This is a genomic window from Paenibacillus sp. P13VS, from assembly GCF_015143645.1.
Taxonomy (GTDB): domain Bacteria; phylum Bacillota; class Bacilli; order Paenibacillales; family Paenibacillaceae; genus Paenibacillus; species Paenibacillus xylanilyticus_A.
In genome coordinates, this window is sequence record NZ_WYEV01000019.1 from 22,982 (window position 1) to 44,099 (window position 21,118).

19 protein-coding genes are annotated in these 21,118 nt (G+C 48.7%); all 19 read left to right on the forward strand.

Translation table 11 applies throughout. The features are described from left to right. The first annotated feature begins 192 nt into the window (after nucleotides 1–192). Nucleotides 193–1,584, forward strand: a complete 1,392-nt coding sequence (gene glmU, locus GUA98_RS27595; protein WP_164764365.1) for a bifunctional UDP-N-acetylglucosamine diphosphorylase/glucosamine-1-phosphate N-acetyltransferase GlmU — start codon at nucleotides 193–195, stop codon at nucleotides 1,582–1,584. A gap of 100 nt (nucleotides 1,585–1,684) precedes the next feature. Further along, on the forward strand, nucleotides 1,685–2,638 hold the full coding sequence (locus tag GUA98_RS27600) for a ribose-phosphate diphosphokinase (RefSeq protein ID WP_017691370.1): 954 nt from the start codon (nucleotides 1,685–1,687) through the stop codon (nucleotides 2,636–2,638). 142 nt (nucleotides 2,639–2,780) lie between these two features. Beyond that, entirely contained in the window at nucleotides 2,781–2,966 is a 186-nt protein-coding gene (locus GUA98_RS29860; RefSeq protein ID WP_227780168.1) for a hypothetical protein, read from the forward strand. Nucleotides 2,967–3,081: 115 nt separating this feature from the next. Continuing rightward, the gene (gene pth, locus GUA98_RS27610; protein WP_095293354.1) at nucleotides 3,082–3,642 is read left to right on the forward strand and encodes an aminoacyl-tRNA hydrolase; all 561 of its coding nucleotides are present in this window, start codon (nucleotides 3,082–3,084) and stop codon (nucleotides 3,640–3,642) included. A 100-nt stretch (nucleotides 3,643–3,742) separates the two neighbouring features. Beyond that, nucleotides 3,743–3,973, forward strand: coding sequence for an anti-sigma-F factor Fin family protein (locus GUA98_RS27615; protein WP_095362254.1), 231 nt, complete (start codon nucleotides 3,743–3,745; stop codon nucleotides 3,971–3,973). A 276-nt stretch (nucleotides 3,974–4,249) separates the two neighbouring features. Beyond that, on the forward strand, nucleotides 4,250–7,777 hold the full coding sequence (gene mfd / locus GUA98_RS27620) for a transcription-repair coupling factor (RefSeq protein ID WP_193725065.1): 3,528 nt from the start codon (nucleotides 4,250–4,252) through the stop codon (nucleotides 7,775–7,777). Further along, a complete protein-coding gene (locus GUA98_RS27625) occupies nucleotides 7,761–8,936 on the forward strand; it encodes a peptidylprolyl isomerase (RefSeq protein ID WP_193725066.1) in 1,176 nt (391 codons plus the stop codon). Before mfd ends, GUA98_RS27625 begins: the two co-directional genes overlap by 17 nt. Nucleotides 8,937–9,217: 281 nt before the next feature. Beyond that, entirely contained in the window at nucleotides 9,218–9,760 is a 543-nt protein-coding gene (gene spoVT, locus GUA98_RS27630) for a stage V sporulation protein T (RefSeq protein WP_095293358.1), read from the forward strand. A 204-nt stretch (nucleotides 9,761–9,964) separates the two neighbouring features. Then, nucleotides 9,965–11,674, forward strand: a complete 1,710-nt coding sequence (locus GUA98_RS27635) for a polysaccharide biosynthesis protein (protein ID WP_193725067.1) — start codon at nucleotides 9,965–9,967, stop codon at nucleotides 11,672–11,674. 150 nt (nucleotides 11,675–11,824) lie between these two features. Then, the gene (gene mazG, locus GUA98_RS27640) at nucleotides 11,825–13,321 is read left to right on the forward strand and encodes a nucleoside triphosphate pyrophosphohydrolase (protein ID WP_193725068.1); all 1,497 of its coding nucleotides are present in this window, start codon (nucleotides 11,825–11,827) and stop codon (nucleotides 13,319–13,321) included. A gap of 309 nt (nucleotides 13,322–13,630) precedes the next feature. Next, nucleotides 13,631–13,903: an HU family DNA-binding protein gene (locus tag GUA98_RS27645; RefSeq protein WP_017691362.1), complete on the forward strand. Its 273-nt coding sequence runs from the start codon at nucleotides 13,631–13,633 to the stop codon at nucleotides 13,901–13,903. Next, on the forward strand, nucleotides 13,903–14,181 hold the full coding sequence (locus tag GUA98_RS27650) for an RNA-binding S4 domain-containing protein (protein ID WP_095293361.1): 279 nt from the start codon (nucleotides 13,903–13,905) through the stop codon (nucleotides 14,179–14,181). Before GUA98_RS27645 ends, GUA98_RS27650 begins: the two co-directional genes overlap by 1 nt. 173 nt (nucleotides 14,182–14,354) lie before the next feature. Further along, nucleotides 14,355–14,639, forward strand: a complete 285-nt coding sequence (gene yabP / locus GUA98_RS27655; RefSeq protein ID WP_193725069.1) for a sporulation protein YabP — start codon at nucleotides 14,355–14,357, stop codon at nucleotides 14,637–14,639. Further along, nucleotides 14,636–15,205, forward strand: coding sequence for a spore cortex biosynthesis protein YabQ (yabQ, locus tag GUA98_RS27660; RefSeq protein ID WP_095293363.1), 570 nt, complete (start codon nucleotides 14,636–14,638; stop codon nucleotides 15,203–15,205). Before yabP ends, yabQ begins: the two co-directional genes overlap by 4 nt. A gap of 12 nt (nucleotides 15,206–15,217) precedes the next feature. Beyond that, the gene (locus GUA98_RS27665; protein ID WP_153976432.1) at nucleotides 15,218–15,553 is read left to right on the forward strand and encodes an FtsB family cell division protein; all 336 of its coding nucleotides are present in this window, start codon (nucleotides 15,218–15,220) and stop codon (nucleotides 15,551–15,553) included. A 199-nt stretch (nucleotides 15,554–15,752) separates the two neighbouring features. Next, complete coding sequence (locus GUA98_RS27670; protein WP_095293365.1) at nucleotides 15,753–16,277, forward strand: S1 domain-containing RNA-binding protein; 525 nt, start codon at nucleotides 15,753–15,755, stop codon at nucleotides 16,275–16,277. A 529-nt stretch (nucleotides 16,278–16,806) separates the two neighbouring features. After that, nucleotides 16,807–19,314, forward strand: coding sequence for a stage II sporulation protein E (gene spoIIE, locus GUA98_RS27675; protein WP_193725070.1), 2,508 nt, complete (start codon nucleotides 16,807–16,809; stop codon nucleotides 19,312–19,314). An 85-nt stretch (nucleotides 19,315–19,399) separates the two neighbouring features. After that, nucleotides 19,400–20,152, forward strand: a complete 753-nt coding sequence (locus GUA98_RS27680) for a VWA domain-containing protein (protein ID WP_095293366.1) — start codon at nucleotides 19,400–19,402, stop codon at nucleotides 20,150–20,152. Next, nucleotides 20,136–21,083, forward strand: a complete 948-nt coding sequence (locus tag GUA98_RS27685; RefSeq protein ID WP_193725071.1) for a serine/threonine protein kinase — start codon at nucleotides 20,136–20,138, stop codon at nucleotides 21,081–21,083. Before GUA98_RS27680 ends, GUA98_RS27685 begins: the two co-directional genes overlap by 17 nt. The last annotated feature ends 35 nt before the right edge of the window (nucleotides 21,084–21,118 follow it).

The following is a 21,118-nucleotide window of genomic DNA, read 5'->3' on the forward strand; positions in this document are numbered from 1 at the left end:
TCACAGGTACACGGCGTATACATATAGGTCACGATTTGCTCGTGTCCGCGTTGTTACGTGTGATAACAGAGACAGTAGGCGATGAACAAGACCGGCTTCAGGCCGGCTGAACGATACTTATCAGGGATGATCCATTAAGGTAGGTCTTCCAGATGGGGTTTTCAGAACAGGAGGTCGTGAAATTTGAAACGAATGGCAATTGTACTTGCTGCAGGGCAAGGCAAACGAATGAAATCTAAATTGTACAAAGTACTGCATCCCGTATGCGGTAAACCTATGGTAGCTCATGTGCTGGATGCAGCTCTACGCGCAGGCGTTGAGCGCAGTGTGGTCGTGGTCGGTCATGGTGCCGAAGCGGTGCAGTCATTTTTGGGTTCCAAAGCAGAGTATGCACTTCAGGCTGAACAATTGGGTACGGGTCACGCGGTGAAGCAAGTGAAGTCTTTGCTTGGAAGTGAGCAAGGCTCTACTATAGTCGTCTGTGGAGATACACCACTGGTAACCAGTGAAACGCTGGAAGGTCTGATGAAGCTTCATGAGAGTCGCGGAGCTGCTGCAACCGTGCTAACGGCTCAATTGGATAATCCAAAAGGCTACGGCCGCGTCATTCGCGGAGAAGACGGTTCTGTACAACGCATTGTGGAACAGAAAGACTGCAACGAGCAGGAAGATGCTGTGAAAGAAATTAACACAGGGACTTACTGTTTCGATAATGCGAAATTGTTTGCTGCACTGGAGAAAGTGACCAACCAGAACGCCCAAGGAGAGTACTACCTGACAGATGTTGTTGGGATTTTCCGTAATGATGGTGAAGTGGTTGAAGCTTATATGTCAGATGATATCGCGGAATCCATCGGAGTTAATGACAGGCTCGCTCTGTCCCAAGCAGAAGCATATATGCGTGAACGTTTGGCAGTAAAACATATGTTGAACGGTGTTACGATCATTGATCCGTCATCGACATATATCGGAGCGGATGTTACGATTGGATCAGACACGGTATTGTACCCGGGAACCATTCTGAAAGGGACAACTTCCATTGGTGAAGCTTGCCATATTGGTCCTCAGGCCGATATTGAAGACAGTGTTATTCAGAACGGTGTAACGATTAAACATTCCGTGTTGTCCCAGGCCGAAGTAGGCGAAGAGACAACGGTAGGACCATTTGCTTACCTGCGTCCTGGCACCAAGCTGGGCCGGAAAGTAAAAATTGGTGACTTTGTCGAAGTGAAAAATGCTACAATTGATGAAGGATCCAAAGTATCACATCTCAGCTATATTGGGGATGCTAAAGTTGGGAAGAACGTAAATGTTGGATGCGGGGCAATAACGGTTAATTATGATGGATATAATAAAGCTGTAACGACAATCGAAGATGATGCGTTCGTGGGCAGCAATGTCAATCTGATTGCACCGATCACGGTAGGAAAAGGCGCTTATGTGGTTGCCGGCTCAACCGTTACACATTCCGTTCCGGAGAATGATCTGGCTATTGCTCGTCCTCGCCAGGAGAACAAACCTGGTTACGCGGAGAAAATTCGCGGACGTGCCAAAGCCAAGAAACAAAATGCCAAACCCGAATAAGGGGTATTGATATTCTGATTGCCTCCCGATCTTCGGGAGGTGCCGACATGTCGCAGACGCTTATAGATTCCAATGAACCAGCACGGAGGGTTTTTATTTTATGACTTATTTTGATTCGAAATTAAAAATATTTACTTGCAATTCTAACCCCAAGCTTGCCCATCAAATTGCTGATTATATCGGAATTCCTATGGGTGAATCTCACACAACCAGCTTCAGTGATGGTGAGATTCAAGTGAAGCTCTCCGAGAGCGTTCGGGGCTGTCACGTATACATTGTGCAGTCCACTTGCTTGCCGGTTAACGACAACCTGATGGAGATGCTCGTCATGATTGATGCACTGAAACGGGCATCAGCCAAGACAATCAACGTTGTAATTCCGTATTACGGTTATGCACGACAGGATCGTAAGGCACGTTCGCGTGATCCAATTACAGCGAAACTGGTAGCCAATCTGATCGAAAAAGCAGGAGCTACACGCGTAATTGCGATGGACTTGCATGCCATGCAGATCCAGGGCTTTTTTGATATTCCAGTGGATCATCTGCTTGGTGTGCCGATTCTGGCTCAATATTTCCGCTCCAAACAGATCGAAAATCCGGTCGTTGTCTCTCCTGACCACGGCGGTGTAGTACGTGCACGGAAATTGGCTGATTTCCTGAATGCACCTCTGGCGATCATTGATAAACGTCGTCCGGAGCCGAATGTAAGTGAAGTTATGAACATTATCGGTAACATTGAAGGTAAAACAGCAATCCTGATCGATGACATCATCGATACGGCAGGAACCATTGTACTGGGTGCAAACGCACTGATGGAAGGCGGCGTGAAGGAAGTATACGCATGCTGTACTCACCCGGTATTGTCCGGACCAGCGATGGAGCGTTTGGAGAATGCACCACTGAAAGAAGTTATCGTAACGGATACGATTCCAATCACGCATGCCAATCCGACAAGCAAACTTAAAGTGTTGTCTGTAGCACCTTTGCTCGGGGAAGCCATTATCCGGGTTCATGAGGAATTGTCAATCAGCAAGCTGTTTGAAATTGAATAAGGATGTCTGCACAAAGTAGTAGAGGGGTTACGTTTTCCGGTCGAACGGAAAATGTAACCCCTGTCGGCGTGCCATTATAACGATGCTTGAAGAGGCTGGATGATTAATATCCTGGCCGTGAAATGAAGCGAAAACGCCGCCGATGAAAAAGAGTGTCGGCAATTTCGACAAATTGATTATCGAAACGTGTAATCAATCCGATCTCAATATGGGTGTCGCGATCATATACCTGTACGGGTACATGGTATTCGAGATGATAGATAAAATCACTATGTTGAGTCAGCTGTCCGTTATCGTCGCGCAAAACCCGCTCACCTTCCTGGGTTAATAAGATAATAATCGTGAAAATTACAGTAAATAGGCAGTTCACTTTCTTGATATTATATGAAATATAACATTCGAAGTCTATGCCTCACCTCATGTGATCCGAAGGAGGGAATACGATGAAGTGGATTGTAGGCCTGGGTAATCCGGGCTCAAACTATGCCAAAACACGACATAATATTGGTTTTATGGCACTGGATCAACTGGCCAGTCGTCATGGGATTTCCATCACTCAGAGCAAATGCAAAGCGTTAATTGGAGAAGGAAATATTGGCGGTGTGAAAACCGTGTTGATCAAACCCATGACATTCATGAATCTGTCCGGTGAATCGGTACGGGCATATATGGACTTTTACAAAGTCAGTCTGGAAGATCTGATTGTCGTTTATGATGACATGGACACGGAGATTGGCAAAGTCAGACTGCGTTATCAAGGTAGTGCTGGCGGCCATAATGGAATCAAGTCCATTATTCAGCATACTGGCACACAGCAATTCAACCGTGTACGGATGGGTATTTCACGCCCGGAGCCTGGACACGCCATTGTTGATTATGTACTGTCTACATTTATGAAGAAAGAGAAGGAAGCGCTCGAACATACCATTGAGCAAACCTGTGATGCTTTGGAGCACAGCCTGAATCATACATTCGAGCAGACTATGGCCAAGTTTAACGGCTAATACTTGTTGGAAGACATGCTGGGAAAAATGATCAAAACCGGGTTCAATTCAGTCATAATGGGCATACTGGACGTATAAACCATGTTCAGGAGGCATAAACATGTCAGTGAATTATGTGTGCAGGCACTGCCGTACCTTTATTGGACGAATCGATTCTGCCCGAATATCAGAAGCTCAGTTAGGCTTTCATTTCTTGACCCCCGACGAGCGGAGGGATATAATAGCGTATAATTCCGGTGGGGATATTACCGTTCGGATTACATGCGATTATTGCAAAGAAGCGCTTGAACTCAATCCTGAGCTCAGCCTGCTGGCGAGCCCGCTTCAATAATAAGTCTGGTTCGCAGCGAAGATGGATAACAGATGATGGGGGCTGCGGAATACCGCTCCACCCTTATAGCCTTGGCAGCCTGCTGAGGCTTCTTTTCAATTTGGGAATGAAAATGCTCATGAGGGAATTTAGGTTATTATGTTAACCTGATGTGGTAATGAAGCGAGTAATCCGATATGATGAAACAGGACAAAAAGGAATTTGTATCCAATTCAATATGATAATACTGCGCTTAGGCGTGAACTAATCAAGTAAGTTATAAGAGAGGTGCCCCTTTTGTTACAAGCACTTATACAGGCTTTTTCCAAAGATCCCGATTTTGGATCCATTACTGCCGGTATTACGTCCGGTATGAAAGAGCAGCTGGTCTCAGGATTGTCCGGATCAGCGCGCCAGATCATGCTGGCAGCTCTGCACCAAGAGATGAACCGACCACTGCTCGTCGTTACACACAATATGTTTTCCGCACAAAAAATCGCAGAAGATTTGCAGGAAGCGCTTTCACCAGATCAGGTGCTGCTCTATCCTGCGAATGAACTTGTTGCCGCTGAGGCCGCTGTTTCCAGTCCGGAAACACTGGGTCAGCGTATTGATGTGTTAGTTCGTTGCGCCCAAGGTTTTAGGGGCGTTGTTGTTATTCCATTTTCCGGCGTGCGGCGTTATGTACCTCTTCCGGAAGTGATGGCCAATGCTCAGATTACCATTAAACAAGGGAATACACTCGATCTGGACTCGTTCCTTCTGGAGATGGTGAAGCTTGGATATGAACGTGTGGAACGGGTTGAATCTCGCGGCGAGATGAGCGTGCGCGGAGGAATTATCGACTTTTATCCAGTGACTTCGTCCATTGCTTACCGGGTGGAATTGTTTGACGATGAAATTGACTCCATACGAACATTCGACCCAGCGGATCAACGCTCCATTGAACGTATCGATGAAGTTACGGTGCTCCCGTGCAAGGAATTGATCGCAGACCGTGAACGCATGGAGAAGGCTGCGGATGAAGCTGTCGTTTTACTGGAAAAACAGCTGGAGAAAATGACTGACCGTCAGGCCAAGCTGCGTCTCCGTGAAGAAATTCACCGCGAGATTGAGCTGCTGCGAGAGCATGTGTATTTCTCTGAAATGTATAAATATATATCGCCGCTCTATCCGGAGCATAAAACCATCTACGATTACATGCCAGAGGACACGCTGCTTGTTCTGGACGAACCTGCACGACTGGCTGAAACGTCCAAACAGCTCGACCGGGATGAATCGGAGTGGAACCTGCATTTGATGCAAAATGGAAAAACGCTGCCTGACCTTCATTTGTCGGCAGATGGGGATGAGCTGTTATATGAACGTCCATTCCAGACGCTGTTTATGTCGATCTTCTTGCGTCAGGTTCCACATACACAGCCTCAAAATATTTTGAATTTTATCAGTCGGGGGATGCAGGATTTCCACGGACAGATGAATGTACTTAAGGCCGAGATGGAGCGCTGGCAGAAAGCCGGAGTGCATGTGCTTATGCTGGCGAGCGGGGAAGAAAGACTCGATCGGATGCGGCGCGTCCTCATGGACTACGATATACCGGAACCGGAGATGCTTATCGGTAACCTGCAGACCGGATTCGAACTGCCTTCCATTCATTTAGCTGTCGTAACTGAAGGTGAGATGTTCTCCCAAAAGCAGCGCAAGGCACGCAAACAAAGCCGTAATGTGGATAATGCAGAACGGATTAAATCGTATAGTGAGCTGAAGGTGGGCGACTACGTTGTCCATCAGAACCACGGAATTGGTAAATATCTAGGCATTGGTACGCTTGAGGTTGGCGGTATTCATAAGGACTATATGCATATTCTCTATGCTGGTGGGGATAAACTGTCGGTACCGATCGAACAGATCGATCTGATCCAGAAATATGTCGGGTCAGAAGAGAAAGAGCCCAAGATCTACAAGCTGGGTGGTAACGAGTGGACACGGGTTAAAAATAAAGTTCGATCATCTGTACAGGATATCGCTGACGATCTGATCAAGCTCTATGCGGAGCGTCAGACCTCAAAAGGTTTCGGCTTCGAGAAGGACTCTGCCGAGCAGCAGGAATTTGAGGCCATGTTCCCTTATGATGAGACTCGTGATCAGGTCCGTGCGATTGAAGAAATTAAAAAGGACATGGAACAAAATCGTCCCATGGACCGTCTGCTATGTGGAGACGTCGGATACGGAAAAACCGAGGTTGCCATTCGTGCTGCATTCAAAGCGGCTATTGAAGGCAAACAGGTTGCGGTACTCGTTCCGACCACGATCTTGGCACAGCAGCATTATGAGACATTCCGTGAACGTTTCTCGGGGTATCCATTCAATATTCACGTCCTAAGCCGGTTCCGTTCCCGTAAGGAACAAAATGAGACCGCCAAAGGCATTAAAAGTGGAACAGTCGACATTGTTATCGGGACGCACCGGTTGTTATCACAGGATCTGGTATTCAAGGATCTTGGACTGCTTATCGTTGATGAAGAGCAGCGCTTCGGTGTAACTCATAAGGAGAAACTGAAGAAGCTGAAAACAAATGTGGACGTGCTCACACTGACGGCTACACCAATTCCGCGTACCCTCCACATGTCCATGCTGGGAGTCCGTGATCTTTCGGTTATTGAAACACCACCAGAGAATCGTTTCCCGGTGCAGACCTATGTCGTGGAACATAGCCAGGCGCTTGTTCGGGAAGCCATTGAGCGGGAACTGGCACGTGGAGGTCAGGTTTATTATCTGTATAACCGTGTTCAAGGAATTCAGGAGATGGCTGCCGAAATTGCTGACCTGGTTCCTGGAGCCAAAGTGGGCGTGGGCCATGGACAGATGTCGGAGACAGAGCTGGAGAAAACAATCCTGGACTTCCTGGATGGCGAATATGATGTGCTCGTAAGCACAAGCATCATTGAGACAGGGGTAGATATCCCGAATGTAAATACCCTGATTGTTCATGATGCAGACAAAATGGGCCTTTCCCAGCTGTACCAGCTGCGTGGGCGCGTTGGACGGTCCAATCGAATTGCCTATGCGTACTTTACGTACCAACGGGATAAAGTGCTGACCGAGGTTGCAGAGAAACGTCTGCAGTCTATTAAGGAGTTTACCGAGCTGGGGTCGGGATTCAAAATTGCGATGCGAGATCTATCGATCCGCGGAGCAGGGAACCTGCTGGGTGCAGAGCAGCACGGCTTCATTGCCTCAGTCGGATTCGACCTGTATTCTCAGATGTTGGCCGAGGAAATTAATAAACGCAAAGTCACCATGCTCGGAGAGGAGCCGGTACCTTCCGATCAATGGAACACCACGCTCGATCTCAGCATCGATGCCTACTTGCCGGGTGATTATATCTATGACAGTATACAGAAGATTGAGATTTACAAAAAAGTGGCGGTTATTACCTCTTTCGACGATGCCATGGAGCTGGAAGACGAGTTGGTTGACCGCTTCGGCGACCTTCCGGAAGCTGTCATTAATCTTATGGCTGTAGCCAGATTAAAAGTATATGGTAAAATGTACGGAATTGAGTCCATTACACAGCGTGGTGACGACCTTACCGTGAAATTCTACGAAGGCCGTGAGCATGCGTTTGAGCTCTCGAAAATTGCCCACATTGGAAATCAGTTCGAAAGACGTGTACAATTTGAACAAGGACCCCATATGCTTATTCATGTCAAAGGCAAAGGGCTTGGGGACAAGCAACTGATGGAGCTGGTAGAGAAATTTCTGGAGTCCATGAAGAGTGCTTTTAAATCAAAGGGGGAACCAAAGGATGTTACCAAAGTATAAAAAAGTAGGGAAAGTACTCTCCGTGAGTATGGTTGCAGTACTGTCCTTATCACTGCTTGCTGCATGCGGCAAGAAGGATGAAGCTGCTGCACCAGAAACTAATGATACAAGCGCTGTTGTAGCGACCTACGATGGCGGTACAATTACAGCCAATGAATTCGATATGGAGCAGCGGGTCATGAAATTCCTCTATCCGGAATATGCACAAATGATGGAGATGGACGATTTCAAGGACTACCTGGTGCGCCAGGAAGTTGCTTATGAATATTTGAGTGGCAAGGCGAGTGAAGAAGCCAAAACAGAAGGTGCCAAAGTGGCTACCGAGCAGTTCGACAAAATGAAGGCTTCTGTTCAAGCTGATCAATGGACTGAAATGTTGAAGGCTCAGAACCTGACAGATCAGAACATCAAGGATTACATGACTCGCATCATGACCGTAATCAAGGATAAAGAGACTGGCGTTACGGAAGATGCAATCAAAAAAGAATTTGAAACAAACAAGGATCAGTTCACAACCGCTTCGGTTCGTCACGTCCTGATTAACTTCACGGACCCAGATACGCAAAAAGAGCGTAAAAAAGAAGATGCCTTGAAAATTGCAAAAGAAGTTAAGACTAAACTGGATGCCGGCGAAGACTTTGCAAAAGTGGCAAAAGAATACTCCGAAGATCCAGGCTCTGCAGATAATGGCGGATTGTACGAAAATACCCCTGTATCCAACTGGGTAGAAGCGTTCAAAGAAGCTGCCAAAACATTGCCAATTAACAAAATCAGTGATCCGGTTGAAACGGAATACGGCTACCACGTGATGAAAGTAGAATCCCGTACCGAAGCAGACTACAGCAAATTGACAGATGAGCAAAAAGAAACACTCAAAAGCCAATTGGCAGCAGCAGAGATCGATACGTTCATGACGAATGAACTGGATAAGATCGTGAAAGAAGTAAACCTGCCGAAGACAGACAAGGCTGAAGAAGGTACTACGGAAGGCACTGAAGGCACTGAAGGCACAACGGGTACTGGAACTGGAACCGAAGGTGACAAATCTACAGAAACCAAAACGGACGAGTCCACAGGTACTGACGCTAAGACAGATCAAGGTACTAAAACAGAGTCCGATGCAACAACAGGCGATAGCGGTGATACAAGCAGCAAGTAAGAAACGAGCCGCAGCACACTTACTTTCTGGACAAGCTTAGAGAAGCAAGGGGAGGACTTATGGCCTGCCCCTTGCTTCTTTTTGTACAGACAGCAGCATAATGGGTACATGGTCACCTTCTGCGAAGAGAACACAACTATATTCTTCAAAGTATGTATAAGGAAATGGGAACAGATGAATACTATGGTCAAGATATCACACTAAACGTTCTGGGACTTTCCTCTACCCATTAAGGAACAGTAGTTGAAAAATCTTCTCGAGAAAGTGGGGCAACATGTGAAATGAAAGCTACTGGTATTGTCCGCCGTATTGATGACCTCGGCCGTGTGGTCATTCCAAAAGAAATCCGTCGTACGTTACGAATTCGTGAAGGAGATCCGCTTGAGATTTTTGTGGATCGTGATGGAGAAGTCATTCTAAAAAAATATTCGCCAATCGGCGAACTGGGCGATTTCGCCAAAGAATATGCTGAATCGTTGTATGAGAGTACAGGTCACGTAACGATGATCTCTGACCGCGACACCATTATTACGGTAGCGGGCGGCTCCAAGAAGGAGTATCTGGACAAGCAGGTAGGCCAGCTGGTAGAGAGCTGCATGGAAAATCGCAAGACCATTGTTGAGACAGGTAGTGGCTCCTATGAAATCAGCAAGGATCATGATGAAACATTATCCTCTTTTGTCATTGCACCCATCATTTCGGGTGGGGACCCTATTGGAACCGTCATTCTGTACAACAAGGATGAATCCGTGAAAATGTCCCAGATGGAAGTTAAAATGGCTGAGACGGCTGCTGGCTTCCTTGGCAAACAGATGGAACAATAAACAGCAGATCAACTCCTGGTGCCTTTCCGGCAGACAGGAGTTTTTTGCATTTAAAAAGGCATAATTCTCAGGCTGAATGAAGAGCAGATGGAGGGGACTTCAAAGGGAACTTCAACAGAAGGTTAGTCTGTGCGGCTTCAGGCAGGTATAATAGCAAAGTATGCTTACTGGATATAATCGCTTGGATAACTGCAGGAGGGACTTATGAAACAGCCGTCTACTACTCGCTCAAGATTGCTGCAGGGTGCATTTGTGCTTGGCCTTGCTGCCATTATTTCTAAAATCATCGGTGCTTTTCAAAAGATTCCGTTACAGAATCTAGGGGGCGATGGTGTTTTTGGCATTTATAACACGGTATATCCGTTCTATATGCTTATCATTACGATTGCTGCCGCCGGACTGCCTGTTGCCGTATCCAAATTTGTTGCCGAACAACATGCGCTGGGAAGGCCCGAGGAGGGCAAACGGATTATCCGTCTGTCTTCGATACTTCTTGGAAGCATCGGATTAATCCTGGCCATACTGATGTACATCGGTGCACCACTTATAGGTCATCTGATTGGTAATGGACATGTCATTCCTTCGATTCGGGCTGCTGCGTTTGCACTGCTATTTGTCCCGCTAATGACTGGACTTCGTGGATATTTTCAGGGTTTACAGCAGATGGTGCCAACCGCTGTGTCACAGGTCGTAGAGCAGACGATTCGTGTGACGGTAATGATTGTGCTGCTGCTATGGCTGATGAAGCGGGATGCATCGCTGGAGACCATTGCGGCAGGAGCCATGCTGGGTTCTGTTGCCGGTGGAATCGCGGGATTACTCACCATGCTCGCTTATGTGTACGGTAGGCGGCGAAAGAGCAGGAAAACGAGTTTATCCCAAGAAGAACTGGATGGCTTGCAGAGATCGGGAATCAGGGAGGGACAACCGGAGCAATGGACAGGAGAAGGGCTTCAAGCGAAGAAGCCTCCCACCAATGGTCAATGGATACGAACCTTACTGGTATATGCCATTCCCGTCTGTCTGGGTTCACTCGCTGTATCTCTGATGAACCTGGTGGATACCTTCACGGTGCCCCGGCTTCTAAGAACTGAAGGGCTGGATGAGGTCGAATCCATGGTGTCGTTCGGTATTTACAATCGGGGCTTGCCGCTTGTACAGCTCGTGACAATGCTTGCTACGTCGCTATCCGTGCTGTTCATTCCGGCGATGGCCGAAGCTCGCCTGAAGGGCGGGCCGGAAGCCGTCAGGCAGCAGGCAAGCATCGCGCTGCGCTGGTTCTGGTTAATCGGTCTGGCTGCATCCGCCGGTCTGGCGGTGCTGGCAGAACCGATCAACCGCATGCTGTACGGTGATGCCGCAGGCACCGAAGCTCTGCGGTATATGGCGCTGACGGCAGCAGGCAGTACCGTCAGCATCATTGCGGCGGCGCTGCTGCAGGGCCTCGGCGCCGTGCGCGCCCCCGCGTTCAGCATGCTGGCCGCCGCAGGCGTCAAGGCGCTGCTGAACGTCATGCTTGTGCCCGCGCTGGGCATCAGCGGCGCGGCCCTGGCAGGCGCAGTCGCCTATATGCTGGCGGCTGGCCTGAATGTGGCCCTGCTGGCGCGGCGTACCGCGATGCGCCCTGCCCCTGGCGCCGTCCTGGTGAAGCCGGCGCTGGTGATCGCCGCCTTGAGCGTGGCGGCGGCAGGCATGGCCTGGGCTGCCGGAGCAGTGCTCGGCGGCATAGGCATCGCGGCCGATCGCAGGCTGGCCGCGGTAGGCATAAGCCTGCTTGGCATCGCCGCAGGCGCAGCCGTGTTTTTGCTGGCGTCAGCCCGTACCGGACTGCTGACCGCCACAGATCTGGCCGCGATCCCGAAGCTTGGACCGCGCCTGGCCAAATGGCTTCGCAGGCTGCACGTCCTGCGGTAGCCCTATCTCACCTTTTGCTTGTGAAATTATTGGATATCCACGGATTCTGTTATAATACGTGTAATTATAGAGCGCTGTCCTGCGTATGTTCCTCCTGTCAATGTAACAATGGGAGGCATTCTGCAGAATGGTTCGGATGGAGGCTTGAAAATGAGCGCAGCAGCTTTGACCGTCGTTGGTCTCGGATCAGGAGATGCAGATCAGCTGACAGTAGGTATTATCAAGAAAATGAAACAAGCAGCCACGCTGTATGTCCGCACATTGGATCATCCTGTGTTGAATGATCTGAAGCAGGAAGGGCTGGAGATGACATCGTTTGATGCAATCTATGAGGCGAAGGCATCGTTCCCAGAGGTCTATGACGAGATTGCGAATCGCCTCATTGAGGCTGCCCGTCAGGGAGAGCCGGGAACCGAGATTGTCTACGCTGTGCCAGGCCATCCGATGGTGGCAGAGGCGAGTGTACGGCTGCTGAAGGAACGCTGTCCGCAAATGGGCATCTCACTTCGTGTCATGGGGGGTGAGAGCTTTCTGGATGAAGCCTTTATCCGTCTCGGATTTGATCCCATTGAAGGCTTCCAACTTCTCGATGCGAGCAGCCTGAGCACGGAGCTAGTGCAGCCCCAGCTGCATACCTTGATCGGGCAGGTTTATGATGTATTCACTGCGTCTGATGTGAAGCTATGCCTGATGGATGTATATCCAGATGACTATCCGGTATTTGTTGGACACGCCCTCGGTGTACAGGATCAGGAGATCATCCACAAGGTACCGCTTCATGAGCTGGACCGGATTGAAGGTTACGGAAACCTCTCCCTCATTTACGTGCCGAAAAACACGGATGATGCCCTGCGACGTCGCTCTTTTGCAAGGCTGCATGAAATTGTTAATATTCTTCGCAGCCCGGGCGGATGCCCATGGGATCAGGAGCAGACCCATCAGTCGATTCGCAAGAACCTGATTGAAGAGACGTATGAGGTCATTGAAACGATCGATGAAGATGATCCTGACCACATGAAAGAAGAGCTTGGGGACTTATTGCTGCAGATTCTGCTGCATTCCCAGATGGAAGAGGAAGTGGGCACCTTCAATGTGTATGATGTCATTGAAGGGCTTAATGACAAGCTCATTTTCCGTCATCCTCATGTATTTGGCGAGCATCAGGCCGAGAATGCGAATGAAGCACTGCAGAACTGGGAACAGATGAAGGCAGAGGAGAAGAAACGCAAAGGGATCGATCAACAGACCGTTTCGGTGCTGGATGGTATTCCCCGCGATCTGCCTGCCTTGATGAAAGGATACAAGCTCCAGAAGAAAGCTGCCAAGGTTGGTTTTGACTGGGATGATGTGAATGGCGTATTTGCCAAGATTGAAGAAGAACTGGCAGAACTGAAAGAAGCAGTGCGTAGCAATCAATCGGCTGAAGAGCGGAAGCTGGAACTTGGCGATTTGCTGTTTGCTACGGCTAATGTAGCTCGCTTTATTGATACGGATCCGGAGGAGGCCCTTGCTGCCACCAATCGCAAGTTCACTCAGCGGTTCCGATATATTGAGGAGCGGCTTCGTGAACTTGGACGGACACCTGCAGACAGCAACGTCGAAGAGATGGAGCAATTCTGGCAAGCGGCGAAGAAGGCTGGACTGTAACTGGGTAGACCAAGTAAACTGTTCAAATATCCTTGTTCCATGTTTTTCAATGGTATGATATGCTATACGAACATGTGTTCATATTTGGATTAGGGTTATTCCTGATTGATCGGACAACATTCCGGGTATTGGACTTAGACTTTCTATAGGGGCAGGTTCAACATAAGCCAAAAAAAGTCGAAGGCCGAGGCAGGAATTCAGAATCCAAGCCAGAATACATGTGTAGTAACCTTGCGCGAAAGCCGCGGCAATCAAGCAGATTGCCAGGATTCGCAGATACTTTCTTTTTAATTTGGGAGGCTTTTAAAAATGAACAAAACAGATCTGATTAACAACATTTCCACCAAAAGCGGTTTGACTAAAAAAGACGTTGAGTCCGTATTGAACGGCTTCTTGGGAGAAATTACAGATGCACTCGCAAGCGGAGACAAAGTACAACTGATCGGCTTTGGCACTTTTGAAACCCGCAAACGTTCCGGTCGTACCGGACGTAACCCACAAACAGGGAATGAAATCGTTATTCCTGAGTCCACTGTTCCTGCATTCAAAGCAGGCAACAAACTTAAAGAAGCCGTAAAATAATGCGTCTTGATAAATTCCTGAAGGTTTCCCGGCTGATCAAACGCCGCACTGTGGCCAAGGACGTCTCCGAACAGGGACGTGTTCTGATTAACGGACGTGAAGCGAAGCCAAGCGCTGCTGTTAAAGTGGGCGATGAGCTGACGGTTCAGTTCGGTCAGAAGCTGGTCACCGTGAAGGTGGAACGTCTTGCTGAGAGTACCAAGAAGGACGAGGCGAGCAGCCTCTATACCTTGGTTAAGGAAGAGCCGATCGCCAAGGATAACGGGCTGAACTGGTAATCATCTGCCCGATATGCTCTTTTATGAATGAAAGTAAGTGAGATAGAAGCACCTTTCCTAGTTCGGAAGGGTGCTTTTTTGTTTGGGTAGGCAGAAGCAATTCCTTCATGATCCCTGGTTCTATTCCCGCCTTTGCCTCCATAAGCTAGGTGTAAGAAGGAGGGGTACATGCCATGGTTGAGCACGGTAAACCGAAACAGCATCATTTGAGCATGCAAAATCGCAAACTGCTGGATCTGACAGGTGTCTCCAATGTAGAGAGCTTCGACAGTGAGGAGTTTTTGCTGCAGACTGAGCTTGGGCATCTGACCATCCGGGGGCACAATTTACATATCAAAAACTTGAGCCTGGAGGAAGGTCTGCTATCCATTGAAGGCACCGTCAGTTCTCTGCAATATCTGGACCCCGGTTCCCAGAACAAGAATAGTAAAGGCCTGTTCGGCAAGCTGTTCCGATGAGTCTGGACACGCAGTGGATCACATTAACATGGATGCTGTTGTCGGGAATCGTAATGGGTATGGCCTACGACAGTTACCGGGTACTGTCCGGTCAGCTGCGCTTCCCGAGATGGAGCATGCACACGCTTGACCTGTTGTACTGGGTTGCTTCCGCGCTGTTCGTATTCCGGATGCTGTACGCCGGAAACCACGGACAGCTGCGGTTTTATGTCTTTTTGGGGCTAATTATAGGGGTTTGCTTCTATTTTTGGCTTTTAAGTGTTACAACCCAGCGTTTTGTGGTAATGTTAATTAAACTCGCAAGAACACTTATTCATTGGTGTGGACATGTCCTTAACATCCTGTTCGTTATGCCAGCGAAGGGACTATACAAGCTAGTTCGCGTGATATTGGGTTTTGTGCTCGCGATACTGATATTCCTGGGCAAGCTGGTACTGCAATGTTTGGTACCTTTCGGCAAGTTGTTCCGCTGGATGTTTAGGCCGCTCCTGAAACATTGGGTAACGCCCCGTTGGATAATCCGTGCGGGTTCAAGTATTGCAGCGATTTGGAAACGCTGGTTTTAAGGAGGTCCAAAAATGGGTAAAACACCTGTGGGGAGATCTGCAGCCCCGACAGGCCAAGGGAAATCTGCCGGCGCAAAAAGACGCCTCATGCTCTGGATGACATTCGTCGTTGTATTTGTTATTTGGGCAGGATATACGTTCCTTGTACAGAATGCACAGATTTCGGACAAGAGTTCGAACTTGGCCGCACAGCAGGCTTCAAAGGAAGAGACGCAGAAGAAGCTGGATCAGTTGAAGTATGAAGTCAGTCGGTTGAAGGACCCTGAATACATAGGACAGCTGGCGCGGAAAAAAGGCTATTACTTGCCTGAAGAAACGCCAATCCAGGTTGAAGAGTCAGGGAACTGATGGAATTACGCTCATGACTGAGCAAGAATTATTATCCATATATCTGAAGTCGTTATACTGTAAAAAATAGGCTTCCCTGCGGGGTAGAGCTCTGTTGACCTTGGTTTGCGGCATAAGGTATAATTACATTTAGCACAGCATTGATTTTGGCATCTAAAAAATCGGGTTGTATATTTTTAAGGGAGGATCATTTTATTCTATGGCAATTGAAGTGGGCACCAAGTTAGAGGGCAAGGTGACAGGCATCACGCATTTTGGAGCATTTGTGGATCTGTCAGGAGGTGTCACGGGTCTCGTTCACATCTCGGAAATCGCCGACAATTATGTCAAGGATGTCAACGACCACCTGAAACTTAATGACGTCGTTACAGTGAAGGTCATCAACGTTGACAAGGATGGCAAAATCGGACTTTCCATTAAGCAAGCTGTTGACAAACCGGTGGAGCAACAAACACAATCCAGACCCCCAAGAGCTCCAAGACCGGAACGCAGTGGAGGAGATCGCGAACGATTCAGCGGTGGAGGCCCAAGTGGCGGCCAAGGCCGTGGCGGCGGCGGTGGATTTAACCGCGACCGTGGAGGCCGTTCTTTCAAGCCCGCAGCAGGCAAACCTTCATTTGAGGATAAAATGTCACGCTTCCTGAAAGATAGTGAAGAGCGGATCTCTTCGCTCAAGAAGAACACAGAGGGCAAACGCGGAGGTCGTGGAGCCAAGCGCGTGTAATCTGTATCAACCTGATTTAAAATATAAGAAAAGCCGTTAACCCGTAAGGGTCGACGGCTTTTTTGCGTTTTGTCCTTTTTTTCTTTTAGTCTGTTGGGTGCGTATATTTTTTGGGGTTTACCGTCGCCTATGCGCGTTCCACTGGATTCCTGGCTTTTCTTGTAAAGTAATACTCCACAGATGCACTTTTTTCGCACAAGGACCATAGGAAATAAGAACATTTGTCGTCTACCACTTTTTACCGACATGTTTCCATGCCATTCCGCAGGTATCCCGTTCAATTCAGGTTGAAGGCAGAACAAATGCCGTTCAAAATCAGACAACCCCGTCCTTGGTGGATTAAGCTGTGAAGGATGGAATGACAATAAGGCCGGGGGTTTCGCTCCTCCGCGCCATGCCTGTTTCTTTTGTCGTAAACTTTTTGAACCCTGTCCACCTATTGTGACAAACTACGTCTTCTAATCTATCTATAATCAGAACCATCGAGAATGAAACACGAAAACAAATAATCGAATGGGGTGCCTTTGGGATGATGGAAAAGTGGAATGTCATTCAATTTCCGGGAATGAAAGCTGGTAAAGAGAGTACAGAAGCTCGGGAGGAGCTGTCCGTACGTCTCAAACAGTGGATTACCTCCCGCAAGGCTGTCCAGTTCGTTGCTGCACGTAAATGGGTGCTGCTCCTTACATTTATGGGATTCTTATTGGGGAAGGCCATGATCCTGAATGAACTATCGCCCTTTGCCATTGCGTACTTCGCGGTGATTGCCTTCATGCGAAGGGATTACATTATTCCCGTTGGGGCCGCTTTGTTGGCGGGGAGCCTGTTTGCTCCGTTTCCGGTTCCACTTATCGTTGCGTCTGAGATGGCGATCTTCTATCTCTTGTTCAGAGGGCTGGAGTCTTATGACCGTGCTGAATTATCTTATGCACCAACCATGGTGTTTACGACTACTTTTATGGTCAAGTTGTTCGCAGTCGTCATTGGGCCGTCTTTCAGCTGGTACGCCATGTTAATGCTCACGATGGACTCTGTACTCAGCTTCGTGCTTACCCTGGTTTTTATACAAGCCATACCGATTTTTACGTACCGCAAAAAGAAATTCAACCTAAAGAGCGAGGAGATCCTCTGCCTCATCATATTACTGGCCTCCGTTATGACAGGCGCGGTGGGCTGGACTATTCAGTCCCTTTCCGTGGAGCATATGCTCTCTCGTTATTTAATATTGATCTTCGCGCTGGTGGGCGGAGCCCCCCTTGGGGCATCCGTCGGGGTCATTACGGGGCTGATTTTGAGTCTGGCTGACATGTCAGCCGTATACCAAATGAGTTTGCTCGCTTTTGCCGGGATGCTGGCGGGTATGCTTAGAGAGGGCAAACGTGCAGGCGTTGCACTAGGGATGCTGCTGGGCTCATCCATTCTATCCATTTATCTGGGCGGTCCAGGTGACGTGATGAATTCCTTATGGGAGACGTGTGCAGCCATTGTTCTGTTCATGCTTACACCTAAAAGCATGATGGCGGCTATATCCAAATATGTGCCAGGTACACAGGATCATACCAAATCGCAGCATGAATATGCGAAGCGAATTCGGGATATCACGGCAGAACGGGTGACCCGCTTCTCGCAGGTATTCCGCCAGCTTTCCCGCAGCTTCGATCAGATGTCCGGTACGGGGGAACCAGTACAGAACGAAGGCGGCATGGAGCATTTCATGAATGCGGTAGCAGAGGGAACGTGCGCAGGGTGCTTCAAACGTGGACAGTGCTGGGATGCAAAGTTTATTCAAACCTATAAATACATGACAGATGTGATGAGTTCCATTGAGGCCAATCCGGAGATGTCGGGCAAACAAATTCCTGTGGAGTGGAACAGGGTATGTGCCAAACCGGAGGAGGTGCTTGAGGTTATGCGTGCCCAATATGGGCTCTACCAGCATAATATGCAGTGGAAACGTCAGATTGTGGACAGCCGGCAGCTGGTTGCCGAGCAATTATCCGGAGTATCCCAGGTGATGGAGGACCTGGCCAGAGAAATCCAACGGGAAAGTGAGGAGATGGTACAGCAGGAGGAACAGATCCGGGATGCGCTGGAGTCGCTGGGCCTGTCCATTCATTCGATTGAGATTATCAATCTGGAAGCAGGCAATGTGGAAATCGAGATTGTTCATGCCTATACGAGGGGATTTGATGAATGCCGGAAGATGATTGCGCCGCTGATCTCGGATGTTCTGGACGAGCATATTGCTGTTCTTCATGAGACGATGACGGATCCCCGTCAGGGTCTGGCCACCGTTACCTTTGGATCAGCCAAAACCTATGAAGTGACTACAGGGGTAGCTGCGGCTGCAAAAGGGGGAGATTTGTTATCCGGGGACAGTTTCAGCACGGTTGAACTGGGGAATGGTACCTTTGCGGTGGCACTCAGTGATGGTATGGGCAACGGGGAACGTGCGCGCATGGAGAGCAGTGCCGCGTTAAATATTCTGGAACAGCTGCTTCAATCGGGCATGGATGAGAAGCTGGCGATCAAGTCCGTGAATTCTGTGTTAATGCTGCGCTCTCCTGAAGAGATGTATGCCACAGTGGACATGGCTCTAATCGATGAATATACGGCAGAGACCACATTTATGAAAATCGGCTCAACTCCGAGCTTTATTAAACGCGGACAGGAGGTTATTCAGGTATCGGCCAGCAATCTACCCATTGGCATTATTAAAGATATCGAAGTGGATCTGGTCACTGTACAGCTTCAACCGGGCGATATATTGATTATGATGACGGATGGAATTTATGATGCCCCAGGGTACGCCGTCAACAAGGAGCTATGGATGAAACGTCTCATTCAGGAGATTGATAGTGACGATCCGCAGGAGGTAGCGGACTGCCTGCTTGAGAGCGTAATTCGATATCAACAGCATGAGATTTTGGATGATATGACTGTCGTTGTAGGCAAAGTAGAGCACTACCGTCCGGAGTGGGCCACATTGCGAGTTCCGGGAATTAACCGGATGGAGCGTCCACGTACAGTAAGTTAATTGCATCGTTCTCTGTTTGAAGTCTCTTCATTCTGGCAATGCTAGTCATAGAATTGGAGAGTAACGAAAAACGGAGGGATTTCGGATGAAGCAGATCTTGTTGATCACCGACGGTTGTTCTAATGTAGGTACAAGTCCGGTACTGGCAGCAGCAGAAGCTCGTGAAGAGGGGATCACGGTCAATGTGGTTGGTGTGATCGATTATGGAACCATTGGTGAACTGGGCAGCCGGGAGATTGAGGATATTGCAAAAGCCGGAGGGGGGATCAGCCAGATTGTCGGCACAAGGCAGCTTGCCCATACAATGCAGATGATGACAAGGAAAACGGTGGTTCAGACCATTCAGCAGGCGGTTAATAGAGAGTTAACACAAATTTTGGGAGAGAAGGTGTCCAAAACCGTAACCGACCTTGAACCTGCACAGCGTGCTCAGGTGGTAGAAGTGATAGATAACCTGGCTGAAACAGCCCCTCTGCAGGTCATCCTGTTAATCGATGTAAGTGCAAGCATGAAGCCGAAGCTCGCTGCGGTTGAAGAAGGAATCCGGGATTTGATGTTGAGCTTGCAGTCACGTGTGGGGCAGAGCAAACTCTCGGTCTTTCATTTCCCGGGTCGCCATAGTGGAGAAGAGGCTGTGATGGATATCAACTGGACATCGGATCTGGGCAGTGTCCGTTCGCTGTTTGGACGTCTGCAGATGAAGGGTGCGACCCCGACAGGTCCTGCGATTCAGAAGGTGATTGATTTTTACCGTTATGGTACACTGGAGGGACAGCAGGAAATAGAAGGGAACTATCGCATTGAAAGAGAAGGGATGCTCGGTGACAACGTTGTCTGATGCCTCTTTCCCGCCAGGAACAGTAATTACGGGAAAATGGAATCGCAGCCGTTATACGATTCGCAAGCTGCTGGGCAAAGGCGCCAACGGCATCGTTTTTCTCGTCCAGCGGGGTGAGAATGGCAAGCACTATGCACTTAAGATGGGATTTGATCCGTTCGATCTGCAATCAGAGATCAATGTGCTCAAATCGTTTCAGCTACAGCGTAATCATGAGGCCCTGAAGCAGAGTGGTATTCCTTCCTATCTCAAGGATGTGGACGATTATGCCATTCAGGGACGGGACATTCCCTTTTATGTGATGCGTTATGTTCGGGGTGAAGCTCTTCACCACTTCATCAGGCGTCAAGGGACGGACTGGACACTGCTGGTTGGGCTTAGACTCTTGCAGAAGCTGGCACAATTACATCAGGCGGGATGGGTGTTTGGTGATCTTAAGCCCCAGAACGTACTGGTATCCGATTATGGTCAAGTGGAGCTCATTGATTATGGTGGAGTAACGTCAATTGGACGAAGCGTAAAACAGTTTACCGAATGGTATGACAGGGGCTTCTGGAATGGCGGAAGCCGCACAGCAGATGGCACCTACGATGTCTTTGCTTTTGCTCTGTTACTGATTCACGTATTGGAGGGGGAAGCACTCAAGTCGCTGGCTGCCGAAGGATTGCCACAATTGCGGAGTGTCAATCAGCTCACGGCTCTGGTGGAACGCAGCGAAAGGCTGCGACCGTTTCGTAACTGGACGATTCAGGCTCTTCGGGGACAGTTCCGGGATGCCGGACATGCAGCCAAGGCCTGGAAAGACATGATGACCCGGCCTACACCTCTTCGCCGGCGTTCATCAAACTCTACACCACGCTGGCTTAAAAATGCATTCGCTGTATCCGTTATATTACTTATTGGGGTACTCATCTATGCACTGCGTTTTTGATTTTTACAGGTGCATATACATAACGCAAGGAATGA

What these genes read in the sequence shown, in the direction of transcription:
- GUA98_RS27625 (WP_193725066.1), top strand. Translation starts at nt 7,761, where the DNA reads ATGTTACCAAAGTATAAAAAAGTAGGGAAAGTACTCTCCGTGAGTATG.
- pth (WP_095293354.1), top strand. Translation starts at nt 3,082, where the DNA reads ATGAAGTGGATTGTAGGCCTGGGTAATCCGGGCTCAAACTATGCCAAA.
- yabQ (WP_095293363.1), top strand. Translation starts at nt 14,636, where the DNA reads ATGAGTCTGGACACGCAGTGGATCACATTAACATGGATGCTGTTGTCG.
- spoVT (WP_095293358.1), top strand. Translation starts at nt 9,218, where the DNA reads ATGAAAGCTACTGGTATTGTCCGCCGTATTGATGACCTCGGCCGTGTG.
- GUA98_RS27615 (WP_095362254.1), top strand. Translation starts at nt 3,743, where the DNA reads ATGTCAGTGAATTATGTGTGCAGGCACTGCCGTACCTTTATTGGACGA.
- spoIIE (WP_193725070.1), top strand. Translation starts at nt 16,807, where the DNA reads ATGATGGAAAAGTGGAATGTCATTCAATTTCCGGGAATGAAAGCTGGT.
- glmU (WP_164764365.1), top strand. Translation starts at nt 193, where the DNA reads ATGGCAATTGTACTTGCTGCAGGGCAAGGCAAACGAATGAAATCTAAA.
- GUA98_RS27635 (WP_193725067.1), top strand. Translation starts at nt 9,965, where the DNA reads ATGAAACAGCCGTCTACTACTCGCTCAAGATTGCTGCAGGGTGCATTT.
- GUA98_RS27680 (WP_095293366.1), top strand. Translation starts at nt 19,400, where the DNA reads ATGAAGCAGATCTTGTTGATCACCGACGGTTGTTCTAATGTAGGTACA.
- GUA98_RS29860 (WP_227780168.1), top strand. Translation starts at nt 2,781, where the DNA reads ATGAAAAAGAGTGTCGGCAATTTCGACAAATTGATTATCGAAACGTGT.
- GUA98_RS27670 (WP_095293365.1), top strand. Translation starts at nt 15,753, where the DNA reads ATGGCAATTGAAGTGGGCACCAAGTTAGAGGGCAAGGTGACAGGCATC.
- GUA98_RS27650 (WP_095293361.1), top strand. Translation starts at nt 13,903, where the DNA reads ATGCGTCTTGATAAATTCCTGAAGGTTTCCCGGCTGATCAAACGCCGC.
- GUA98_RS27665 (WP_153976432.1), top strand. Translation starts at nt 15,218, where the DNA reads ATGGGTAAAACACCTGTGGGGAGATCTGCAGCCCCGACAGGCCAAGGG.
- yabP (WP_193725069.1), top strand. Translation starts at nt 14,355, where the DNA reads ATGGTTGAGCACGGTAAACCGAAACAGCATCATTTGAGCATGCAAAAT.
- GUA98_RS27600 (WP_017691370.1), top strand. Translation starts at nt 1,685, where the DNA reads ATGACTTATTTTGATTCGAAATTAAAAATATTTACTTGCAATTCTAAC.
- mazG (WP_193725068.1), top strand. Translation starts at nt 11,825, where the DNA reads ATGAGCGCAGCAGCTTTGACCGTCGTTGGTCTCGGATCAGGAGATGCA.
- GUA98_RS27645 (WP_017691362.1), top strand. Translation starts at nt 13,631, where the DNA reads ATGAACAAAACAGATCTGATTAACAACATTTCCACCAAAAGCGGTTTG.